Genomic DNA, 10,449 nt, shown 5'->3' with positions numbered 1-10,449 from the left:
GTCATAGTGTGGTGCAGGGTTATCTTACTTGTGCAGGTTTAGAACTTGGAATGATTTGTTGTGGTTGTGTATTTCTGTTTGAAACAGACAATGAGCTTTAATTTGGACAAAAGGGCGACTGACTGAACGTCGGGCTGTTCGTCAGTCATCACTGTTGCCATAATTACGCCTTAATCCTCAGCTGTTTCACTCGCGTTTTTACTCCYGGAGCGCCCATGCACGTACTGGTTTGTGAAGACGATGAGCTGATCGCCAGCGGCATTGTGGCCGGCCTCTCCGCTCAAGGCCTGACGGTCGAGCACGTCGCCACCGCCTMATCTGCGCGCGCGATGCTCAAGGTCGCAGAGTTCGACGTCATGGTGCTCGACCTTGGCCTTCCCGACGAAGACGGCCTGAAGCTGTTGCAACAGCTGCGTCACAACGGTCTGGAGATTCCCGTGTTGATTCTCACCGCGCGGGATTCGGTGACGGATCGGGTCGATGGCTTGCAAGCCGGCGCCGACGATTACCTGCTCAAGCCATTTGATCTGCGTGAACTTGCCGCGCGTCTGCACACGTTGCTGCGCCGGGTAGCCGGGCGCAGCGTCAACCTGATCGAACACGGTGCCCTGACTTACGACCCCAGCAGCCGTGAAACCCTGCTCGGCGGACAGCCGGTGGACTTGTCGCGCCGCGAGCAGGCGTTGTTGCAAGCCTTATTGCATAACCGGGGACGCGTACTCTCCACCGAGCAACTCAAGGACAGCGTCTACGGTTTCAACGACGAACTGGAAAGTAACGCTCTTAACGTCCACATCCATCACCTGCGGCGCAAACTCGGCAACGGCATCGTCGAAACCGTGCGCGGCCTGGGCTATCGCCTGGGGCCGGCTGATGGCGGAGATCAAGCGAAGTGATGAGCCTGCGTTTGCGCCTGAGCCTGACCCTCGGCGCCGCTTTTGCCCTTATCTGGGCCCTGGCGGCGGCCTGGATGCTCAGCGACCTGCGTAATCAAATGATGTTTTCCCTCGACCAGCGGCTGGTGGCTTCAGCGCGGATGGTAGCCGGGCTGCTGGAGCAATTGCCGGCATTGCCGAGCAAAGGTGAGGGCACGCATTTCAGTGCGGAACAATTGAACATTCCTGGCGGCATGGCTTGTCAGGTCAGTTCGTTACGTGGGGAAATTCTCGCCCGCAGTCACAGTGACCCCGAGCAAAAACTGGAAGCCGAGAAAATGGGTTTCCACGATCAGATGATCGACGGCGCGCCCTGGCGCAGCTTTACGCTGGCGCGGGGCGATCTGCGCATCACCACCGCCGACCGGCAAATCGAGCGCGAGGCGCTGAACATGTCGATCCTGCTGGCGGCGTCGGTACCCGTCGGCGTGGCGTTGCTTGGTTGCCTGTGCCTGCTGTGGCTGGGCATCGGTCAAGGCTTGGCGCCGCTCAACCGAATGCGCGATGCGCTGATGCGGCGCAGCGCCGACTCCCTCGAACCGTTGCAGATCCAGCCGTTGCCCAGCGAGCTGCAACCGTTGCTGGATACCCAGAACCAGCTGCTCCAGCGGATCGGCAAGACCATCGAGCGCGAGCGACGACTGACTGGCGATGCAGCGCACGAACTGCGCAGCCCGCTGACCGCGATCAAGACCCACCTGCAAGTGGCACGCATGACCGACGGCGCGGCGCGGGATCAATCCCTGGCTCGGGCCGAAGAGGGCGCCGACCGTATGCATCGGACCCTTGAACAATTGCTGTTATTGGCGCGGGTAGAGGGCAGCCTGTCGTTCGATGACGGCGTACAGTGCAGCGCCGAGCAAGTGGCGAAACTGGCGATTCAGGACGCCGCCAGTGGAGATCGGCAGCGCATCAAGTTGCAAATGCCGAGCAAATTCTCCAATGCGCCGGTGCAAATGCCCTCCGTGTTGTCGATTGCCGCGTTGCGCAACCTGCTCGACAACGCCCTGCGCCACACCCCTGGCGATGGGGCGGTGGAATTGAGCCTGGAGACCACCGGCAATCGTGCGCGTTTTCTGGTTCGCGACCATGGGCCGGGGATTGCCGAAGACGACTTGCAAAACCTGACCCAACGCTTCTGGCGCAACGGCCAGAGCACCGGTTGCGGGTTGGGGCTGGCGATTGTTCAGGCGATTGTCCAGCGCTGCGGCTGCACGTTGCGTTTTGACAGCCAGCCGGATGGGCTTCGTGTTGAGCTGACCATGCCGCTACAACCGCTCTGACAACCACAAAACTCCCACAGGGGGCCGATGCGGTGGCGAGGTTTTGCCTTTCCCATGCACAAACCGTTGTTGAAGGCCTAAATCCTTGAACCCTTGATGCGTTTCCAGAACAGGAAACCTTATTGAGGGGTCGAGAGATGTCAGTCGCTACCAGCCTTATCGAAGATCAGCCGGCCCGGATAGCCCCGGCGCCGGCCGAGACGCTTTATCAATTCAACGAATCGCCGCTGCTGGCCCGTCAAAATCAGCAGGAATCCAATGCCCGCAGCTACCCGCGGCGCATTCCCCTGGCACTGAAACGCGCCAAGGGCATTTATGTCGAAGACGTCGAAGGCCGCCATTTCATCGATTGCCTGGCGGGCGCCGGCACGCTGGCGCTAGGGCACAACCACCCCGTGGTGATTGAAGCGATCCAGCAAGTGCTGAGCGATGAACTGCCGCTGCACACCCTCGACCTGACCACGCCGGTCAAGGATCAATTCGTGCAGGACCTGTTCGGTTTACTGCCGCCGGCATTGGCTGCCGAGGCGAAGATCCAGTTCTGTGGCCCCACCGGCACCGATGCGGTGGAAGCTGCGCTGAAACTGGTGCGCACCGCCACCGGACGCAGCACCGTGTTGTCGTTCCAGGGCGGATATCACGGCATGAGCCAGGGCGCCTTGAGCCTGATGGGAAGCCTGGGGCCGAAAAAGCCGTTGGGCGCGTTGCTCAGCAGTGGCGTGCAGTTCATGCCATACCCCTACGATTACCGTTGCCCGTTCGGCCTCGGTGGCGCGCACGGAGTGAAGGTCAACCTCAATTACCTGGAAAACCTGCTGAATGACCCAGAGGCTGGCGTGCAATTGCCGGCCGCGGTGATTGTTGAAGTGGTGCAGGGCGAAGGCGGGGTGATCCCGGCTGATCTGGACTGGCTGCGTGGCGTACGTCGTATCACCGAAAAAGCCGGCGTGGCGCTGATCGTCGATGAAATCCAGAGCGGTTTCGCCCGCACCGGCAAGATGTTCGCCTTCGAGCACGCCGGCATCATTCCGGACGTGGTGGTGATGTCCAAGGCCATCGGCGGCAGCTTGCCGCTGGCGGTGGTGGTTTACCGCGACTGGCTCGACACCTGGCTGCCGGGCGCGCATGCCGGGACCTTCCGTGGCAATCAGATGGCCATGGCGGCCGGTTCCGCAGTGATGCGTTATCTGGTCGAACACAAGGTGTGCGAACACGCGGCAGCGATGGGGGAACGCCTGAGCGAACACCTGCGCATCCTGCAACGGGATTTCCCGCAGTTGGGCGACATCCGGGGGCGCGGCTTGATGCTCGGCGTTGAACTGGTCGACCCGACCGGCGCGCCGGACGCTCAGGGCCATCCACCGATATTTGCGCATCTGGCGCCACTGGTGCAGCGCGAATGCCTCAAACGCGGGTTGATTCTTGAGTTGGGCGGGCGTCACGGCGGTGTGGTGCGGTTCCTGCCGCCGCTAGTGATCACGGCCGCTGAAATCGATCAGGTGGCGGTGATTTTCGGCCGGGCCATGGCCGCAGCCACCGCCAACCTCTAAATTTTTTTGGCCCGTGAACGTTCTTTCTACATAACGGCTGCGCACGCCGCGTAACCCACCCTACAGCGATGGAGAAATACCATGACTTCCGTATTCGACCGCGAGGACATCCTCTTTCAGGTCGTGGTCAACCACGAAGAGCAATACTCGATCTGGCCTGATTACAAAGCCGTACCGGCAGGCTGGCGCACGGTGGGCAAGAGCGGTTTGAAAAAGGAATGCCTGGCTTACATCGAAGAAACCTGGACGGACATGCGTCCGCTGAGTTTGCGTCGGAAAATGGAAGAACAGGCGGCTTTGGCTCACTGAGTCACCGTGCAAAAAGGAGCCCGCTGAACCGAGAAGGTCAGCGGGCTTTTTGATGTCCTGGAGGTGTGTCGTTTCTGAGGCCGCCTTCGCGAGCAAGCCCGCTCCCACATTTAATTTGTGTCACCCCGCAGATCAAATGTGGGAGCGGGCTTGCTCGCGAAGAACGATAACGCGGTCCAACTGGCTTAAGCGCCGTTCAACCCCTCGATCACCAAATCCACATTCCCTTCCAGCTCCGCCACCGGATCCGCCGCATCCACACTCAACACCACCAATCGGCTGCCGGCCTCGACAATCACTGCTTTCAGCGCGTCCGAAGGCTGCCGATGATGCAAAACCACCGCCACATCGTTGTCCTTGAGCGTCGCACCCAGTAGCTTGAGTGCTTCAGGTGTCCATTCAGCATCCGGTCGCGCATCGATTCCGATCAGCTCCAGATTGAGCCCGCCAATCAAATAGCCGAAGTGATCGCTGAGGCTCATCACACTAAGGTTGTCAGCATTAGCCAGTCGCGCTTCGCTGTCGGCGCTGAATTTGAGCAAGCGCTGTTTCAGCGCTGCCAGATTAGCCTCGATCCTGGGCTTGGCTTCAGGCACCAGCCGCACCAGATCAGCGGCCATCACATCGGCCATGCGCCCCATGTTGTTACTGGACAACCACGGCTGACTGTTCAGACCTTCGACCTTGTTGTCCGGCTGCACGGCGATGCCGGGCAGGGCGCCATCCACCGGGCGGGCAGCGTCGACTTCGACGATTCGAATGTTGCTGCGGCGGGATATCGGGTACAGCGGATCATCCGCCCACAGCGAACGCAGGCCGATCACCGCATCGGCATCGGTCGCCATTTTGGCCAGCGCCGGGGCGCCACGGCCAGTGAAGTAAGCGGTCTGGCGACTGCCGGGCAGATTCGCCGGTGCGGCGCGCTCAAGGTTGACATCGGTGCCCTTGAGTAACAGTTCGCCCAACCCGTAAGTGATCGGCAAGGACGCCAGCACGTGCAGCGGTTTGGCGTTGTCTGCCGCAAAGGAAGTGTTGACCAGCCCACACAGGGCAACGGCCAGGGTCAGTTGACGCAGAGAAAAAGACATTTATCCGAGGTTCCCTTTCAGGCTGGGGACGACACCGCGCGCGATGGCGGACAGGGCGAAGGCGATACCGGCCACCAAAATGATCGCGGCGCCGGACGGAATCGGCAGATCGAAGACAATCGGCGCCAGGATCCCGCACAGCGTGCTGACCGTGGCGATCAGCACCGAGCACCAGAAAAACCCTTTCAGTGACTGGCTGAGCAACCGCGCGGCCGCCGCTGGAATCACCAGCAAGGCGCCGACCAGAATCGCGCCGATGACCTTCACCGCCGCCACGGTGATCAGCGTCACCAGAATCACAAACAGATAATCCAGGGTCTTCACCGCCACCCCGCGCACCGCCGCCAGTTGCGGGTTGAAACTGGCCAGCATGATGCGGTTGTACAGCGGCAAGGCCAGCGCCATGACCAGCGAACCGACAATGGCCAACACCGCCAGGTCGTTGCCGTTGACGGTCAACACCGAACCGAACAATACGTTTTCGAGGATGTGCACGTTGATCTTCCCCGCCAGAATCAGCAGCAGGCTCGCGCCCAACGCCAGGGACACCGACAGGAACACCCCGATCAACGTATCCGGTGCCAGGCCGGTGCGGTTGCGCAGGTAATTGAGCAAAATGCCGAACAGCAAACAGTAGCCAAACAGGCTGCCGTAAGGCCCGGTGTAAGGTTCGCCGAGCAGAATGCCGATGGCCACGCCGGTCAGTGCTGCGTGACCCACCGCTTCGGAGAAAAACGCGAAGCGCTTGACCACCACCAACGTGCCCAACCCGCCCAGTACCGGGCCGATCAATAGACCAGCGAGCAGCGCATTGACCACAAATCCGTAGGCCAGCGCCTCGGGCAGGTAACCCGAAGAGGCCCAGCCCTGAATCATCAAACGAAAGGCTTCGTAACTCATCACGCGGCGCTCCGTGGATGGGTGGAGAACAGGGTCAGCAGGCGTTCCGGCGTCAGTGCCTGTTTCGGTGTGGCGTCAAACAACACCCGGCGATTGAGCCCGGTGACCCGATCGGCCAGCCGCCCCACGGCTTCCAGGTCGTGCTCGATCCACAGCACGGTTATGCCGCTGCGGCGCCAGTCGCCGAGCAGCCGTTCGAACACTTGAATACCGGCTTCATCCAGCGCCGACATTGGTTCGTCGAGGACCAGCAACTGCGGCGCCGGGATCAGCCCCTGAGCGAGCAACACCCGTTGACGCTCACCGCCGGACAACGCACCCATGCGCCGTTTGCGTTTGTCCTGCATGCCAACCCGCTCCAGAGCCTCGCCAATAGCTCCGGCGTAATGTTTGCTCAACCCAAGGAACGCCGGACGTCGCTGACACATGGCGGCCATGAAGTCGTCGACGGTCATTGGCAAGCCGCGATCAAACTCCAGCGCTTGCGGCACGTAGCCGATGGTGCCGGGGTCGCCCGGCCATTGCAGGCTCAGGCGACCCTGATGGGGCATCTGCCCGAGCAAGGTTTTGATCAGCGAACTTTTGCCGCCACCGTTGGGGCCGACCAGCGCATGCACGCTGCCGGGCTGAACCTGAAAGGTCACCTTGTCGAGGATCATGGTGCGGCCGAGGGTCAGGCTGACCTCCGCAAAATCCRGCGTCGGCCCCGAAACCTGTGGGAGCGAGCCTGCTCGCGAATGCGGTGTCTTATTTAACGATGATTCTGACTGACTGGACGCCTTCGCGAGCAGGCTAGCTCCCACAAAGGATTCGGAGTCAGTTGGACCGGGGCTTTGTGCATTGATTATTTCTTTAGTCGTCATTGACCCGACTCCTGTATCGCCCGGACGACGGTGTTGAGGTTGCCGGTCATTTCTTTTTCGTACTTGTCGGCGGTGTATTCGCCATAGGAAATGTGCGACAGCGGGTACAGCTTCACCCCGGATTCACGCTGGATGGTGTCGACGTAGGTGGAGGGGAAATCCATCTCCGAGAAGATCACTTTCACGTCCAGTTCGCGCAATTGGTCGATGGTTTTTTTCAACTGGCTCGGGCTCGGTTCGATGCCATGGGCCGGTTCGACCACGGCGGTGACTTCGAGGCCGAATTCGCGCAGCAGGTAGTCGTAAGCCGCGTGAACGGTAGCCACCCGCAGCTCGGCGTTGGGCGCTTGGGTCAGCTTCGCCAGTGCGTCGGCGCGCATCTGTCGCAGACGTTTGCCGTAGGCGCGGGCGTTCTGGGTGTAGGTTTTGGCATTGGCCGGATCGAGCTTGCCCAGTTCCCGGGCGATGTTATTGACCTGGGCAATCGAGGCGCTGATCGACAGGAACGTATGCGGGTTCACCACCTTGCCGGCACCTCGCGCGGCAACGCCGGTGGCGGCCAGCAACGGCACGTTTTCGTTGGCTTCGATCACCGGGATGTTCGGCGTTTCGCTGGCGGCGATCATGCGGTCGGCGAAGTCGTCATGACCAACGCCATTGAGCACGATTACGTCCAGTCCGCTGATGCGCTTGATGTCTTCGGCGCGGGGTTCGTAGGCGTGCGGATTGAAACCGGCCGGAATCAGCGGCACGACCTCGGCCTTGTCGCCGACGATGTTGGCCACGTAGCTGTAATAAGGGTGCAGGGTGATGCCGATGCGCAGGCGCTTGGCGTCGTCGGCATGGGCCAGAGGGGTCAGCAGGCAGGCCAGCAAACCGACCGATAGCAGGCGCAAGAAAGATGAAATAGGCATGGGAAAGCGGTCTTCTCTCGGGTAAAGGCGAGGGGTCAGTGCCGGTGCTGGCGGGTCACGCCGGCATCGAATTGCGCGACGATCTGTTTCCAGCCAGCGCTTTCGAGGGCGGTATCAGCCAGGTCAGTCGGGGCTTTGAGGTCGGTGGCGCGGTTGAGCCAGATGTCCGGTGCATCGTCGCTAGCGCTCAGGCGCATCAAGAATGAACCGGCCACGGCGGGTGCCTGGCTTTGACCGAAGTAGGCCTTGGCGTCGAGTAGTTGCCAGGCATGGTCACCACGGTTGACCGAACTGGCGTCCTGGGCAAAGGGTGCAAAGCCTTCATCGGCGAGGGTCACGGGTGTTGGCAGGGAGGGTTGTTCCTGGCGCAGTAGGTGAATCTCGTCCAGCGTCACCCGCAGGTCGGCGTAGATGCCCTGTTCGGACGCGCTCAAGTCGCGGCGGGCATCCAGTTGGTAGCTACTCACGCTGCTCACGACCTGAGACTCGTGACGCCAGGCGACCACCGAGCCGGCCACTGCCAGAATCATCAGGCACAACAGCAGCACATAAAGGGTTTCATGGCCGGCACCGGCGGGGCGAACGACGTGTGTGGTTGGCGTACTCATGGGGCTTCGATGTCCGCTTGGTCGATCTCGACGACGTGGCCGGGACCTGCGTCGAACAGCACATAAAACTCGGCGCCGGGTTTCTTGAACGTCAGTGTGGAATCGGCACCGAGCTTGCCCGGCACCAGGATGGTTTCGTCGTAACCGATCACGTCCAGGGTGACGCCCGGCGCACCGCTGCCGTCGGAGAAGCCACCGGTGCATTTGATCTGTTCGGCATCGACGGCTTTGCATTCGCACATCGGGTTGTGCGCCATGGCGCTGGCGCTGAAGCTCGCGCAAAGCAGCAGCAACACGGTGTGGAGCGGGCGAAAAACGTTGATCATGGTTTGCCTCCTTGTTGGTTCAGCCACGCGAGGGTGGCAGGCGATGCCTGGCTCAGGGGCAGGGAGGCTTGGTGCATCGCGCCGTCCCAGCCCTCCATGGTGATCCACAGTTCGGCGTCAGCCTTGGTCTTTTCCGGGATCGGCAACATGGCGCCCATGCGGTGCGGCGTGCCGAAGAAAATCACCCCGGCGGCACGCAGGCTGCGCGGTTTCCCGATGCGCAGGTAAGTCGCCTTGACCTGATCGCGGCAGCGCTCGCACAGGGCGGCGGTGAAGCTCTTCATGTGGCCGGCCGGCCCGTCGAGCGTGGGTGCCTCATTGCGCAATTCGGCCAGACGCAGGCTCCACGGCCCGACCGGGACTTCCCCGATCTCGCGCTCACCCAATCCGGTATCGCCGCGAAACAGCGCCGCGTCAGCGAAGTATTTGGGCATGAAGCCCAGCGGCACCAACAGCAGCAGCACGTTGATGTGGAATCGCCATTTGAGCCAGAAGCGTCGCAGTGTCGAGTCCGGTTTTTGCTTGGCGCGCGAGCTCATTGGCTGACCTCCGTGGCGGCTTGCACCCGCGTCTGTTTGTTGCTGCGCTTCAGGGCGTTGGCCGTGGCCAGGGCGGTGCGTTTGGTCCAGATCAGCAAGCCGCTGAGCACCATCATGCTCAGGATCAAACCGAAGAAGAACCAGATCAGCTTGATCCAGATCCCGCCGAAATCACCGGTGTGCAAAGGGCGCATGGACTCGGTGACCAGCTCCAGGCCGGAACGGTTCGATAGCAGGCGGGTGGAGGCGATGTCACCGTTATACGGGTTGATATCGGCAGTTTGAAACATCAGCGGATACCAACTGCGACCGCCCACGGTGAGGTAGCTATAGGCATTGGCGGGCAGGGTGACAAAGCTGTCGTCCAGTCCAGGAATGCGTTCTTTGGCCTGAGCAATGGCAGTTTCGAGGCTGATCATCGGCGCCGGCGAGCCATCGGTGGTCACCGGCACACTTTCACGCGGAACCACCAAGGCCACGGGGGCTGTGGAAATCGTGACCTGGTTATCGAACATGAACGCTTGAATCAGGAACCAGGTGCTGCTGATGGAAATCACCGCAATGAACCAGATCGACCAGATGCCGCTCAGGCGATGAAAGTCGCCCCAGAAAATTCGCGCGCCATGACGAATACGTAAGGTCGGACGCAAGAAGCCTTTCCAGAAGCGCTTGTACACCACCAGCCCGGTGACCAGTGACGCCAGCAACGGCAGGCTCAGGAAGGACACCAGGTACCAGCCCCAGCTGTAGCCGTTGGTGAACGGCACTAGCCACCAGCCGTGCAGCGCGCGGGTAAAGGCCTTGAAATCGAATGCTGGGGCAGTGCCCTGGATCACGCCGCTGTACGGGTTGACGTACACCGTCACCGAACGACCATCCGGGTAACTGACGCCGACATCGAGGGCGAAGTGGGATTCGTCGGGGCGGCTAATGGACTCGACCAGCGTATTGGGCTCGGCCTGTTTGATCGCTGCGATGATTTGGTCATAGCTGAGCAACGGCGCATCGTCCGACGGCTGGCTGGCGCGCATTTGCGGGTTGGCCAGCCAGACGATTTCCTGACTGATCACCGCCAGCGTGCCGGTGACACAGACGATCAGCACGAAAAACCAGATCGGCAATGCCAGCCAGCTA

12 protein-coding genes are annotated in these 10,449 nt (G+C 61.3%); 4 read left to right on the top strand and 8 right to left on the bottom strand.

Annotation, left to right across the window (positions count from 1 at the left end; genetic code table 11):
* Window positions 1-215: 215 nt before the first annotated feature.
* The 4 genes from AC1DRJ_RS13345 to AC1DRJ_RS13330 all read left to right on the top strand — a co-directional run bounded on the left by AC1DRJ_RS13345 (window position 216) and on the right by AC1DRJ_RS13330 (window position 4,077).
* Window positions 216-896, top strand: coding sequence for a response regulator (locus AC1DRJ_RS13345; RefSeq protein ID WP_477802568.1), 681 nt, complete (start codon window positions 216-218; stop codon window positions 894-896).
* A complete protein-coding gene (locus AC1DRJ_RS13340; RefSeq protein ID WP_477802567.1) occupies window positions 893-2,218 on the top strand; it encodes an ATP-binding protein in 1,326 nt (441 codons plus the stop codon). Before AC1DRJ_RS13345 ends, AC1DRJ_RS13340 begins: the two co-directional genes overlap by 4 nt.
* A gap of 137 nt (window positions 2,219-2,355) precedes the next feature.
* Window positions 2,356-3,768 (top strand): diaminobutyrate--2-oxoglutarate transaminase, encoded by a 1,413-nt coding sequence (locus AC1DRJ_RS13335; RefSeq protein ID WP_477802566.1) that lies wholly within the window; start codon window positions 2,356-2,358, stop codon window positions 3,766-3,768.
* An 81-nt stretch (window positions 3,769-3,849) separates the two neighbouring features.
* Complete coding sequence (locus AC1DRJ_RS13330) at window positions 3,850-4,077, top strand: MbtH family protein (protein ID WP_007943277.1); 228 nt, start codon at window positions 3,850-3,852, stop codon at window positions 4,075-4,077.
* A gap of 185 nt (window positions 4,078-4,262) precedes the next feature.
* On the opposite strand, the gene AC1DRJ_RS13325 is transcribed toward AC1DRJ_RS13330, so the two are convergent.
* From AC1DRJ_RS13325 to AC1DRJ_RS13290, 8 genes are all read right to left on the bottom strand, one after another.
* Entirely contained in the window at window positions 4,263-5,165 is a 903-nt protein-coding gene (locus AC1DRJ_RS13325; RefSeq protein ID WP_477802565.1) for a metal ABC transporter substrate-binding protein, read from the bottom strand.
* On the bottom strand, window positions 5,166-6,065 hold the full coding sequence (locus AC1DRJ_RS13320; protein WP_007943275.1) for a metal ABC transporter permease: 900 nt from the start codon (window positions 6,063-6,065) through the stop codon (window positions 5,166-5,168).
* Complete coding sequence (locus AC1DRJ_RS13315) at window positions 6,065-6,928, bottom strand: metal ABC transporter ATP-binding protein (RefSeq protein WP_477802564.1); 864 nt, start codon at window positions 6,926-6,928, stop codon at window positions 6,065-6,067. Before AC1DRJ_RS13315 ends, AC1DRJ_RS13320 begins: the two co-directional genes overlap by 1 nt.
* The gene (locus AC1DRJ_RS13310; RefSeq protein WP_477802563.1) at window positions 6,925-7,842 is read right to left on the bottom strand and encodes a metal ABC transporter substrate-binding protein; all 918 of its coding nucleotides are present in this window, start codon (window positions 7,840-7,842) and stop codon (window positions 6,925-6,927) included. Before AC1DRJ_RS13310 ends, AC1DRJ_RS13315 begins: the two co-directional genes overlap by 4 nt.
* A gap of 35 nt (window positions 7,843-7,877) precedes the next feature.
* Window positions 7,878-8,450: a DUF6162 family protein gene (locus AC1DRJ_RS13305; RefSeq protein ID WP_477802562.1), complete on the bottom strand. Its 573-nt coding sequence runs from the start codon at window positions 8,448-8,450 to the stop codon at window positions 7,878-7,880.
* Window positions 8,447-8,776, bottom strand: coding sequence for a hypothetical protein (locus tag AC1DRJ_RS13300; RefSeq protein ID WP_477802561.1), 330 nt, complete (start codon window positions 8,774-8,776; stop codon window positions 8,447-8,449). The genes AC1DRJ_RS13305 and AC1DRJ_RS13300 overlap by 4 nt, the downstream gene beginning before the upstream one ends.
* Entirely contained in the window at window positions 8,773-9,315 is a 543-nt protein-coding gene (locus AC1DRJ_RS13295; RefSeq protein ID WP_477802560.1) for a thiamine pyrophosphate-binding protein, read from the bottom strand. The genes AC1DRJ_RS13300 and AC1DRJ_RS13295 overlap by 4 nt, the downstream gene beginning before the upstream one ends.
* Window positions 9,312-10,449, bottom strand: a 1,138-nt coding sequence (locus AC1DRJ_RS13290) for a PepSY-associated TM helix domain-containing protein (RefSeq protein ID WP_477802559.1), incomplete at its 5' end; no start/stop codon positions are given. The genes AC1DRJ_RS13295 and AC1DRJ_RS13290, both read right to left, overlap by 4 nt.

It is taken from the genome of Pseudomonas sp. P5_B2, from assembly GCF_056400445.1.
This window is presented reverse-complemented; position numbering and strand designations above follow the sequence as displayed.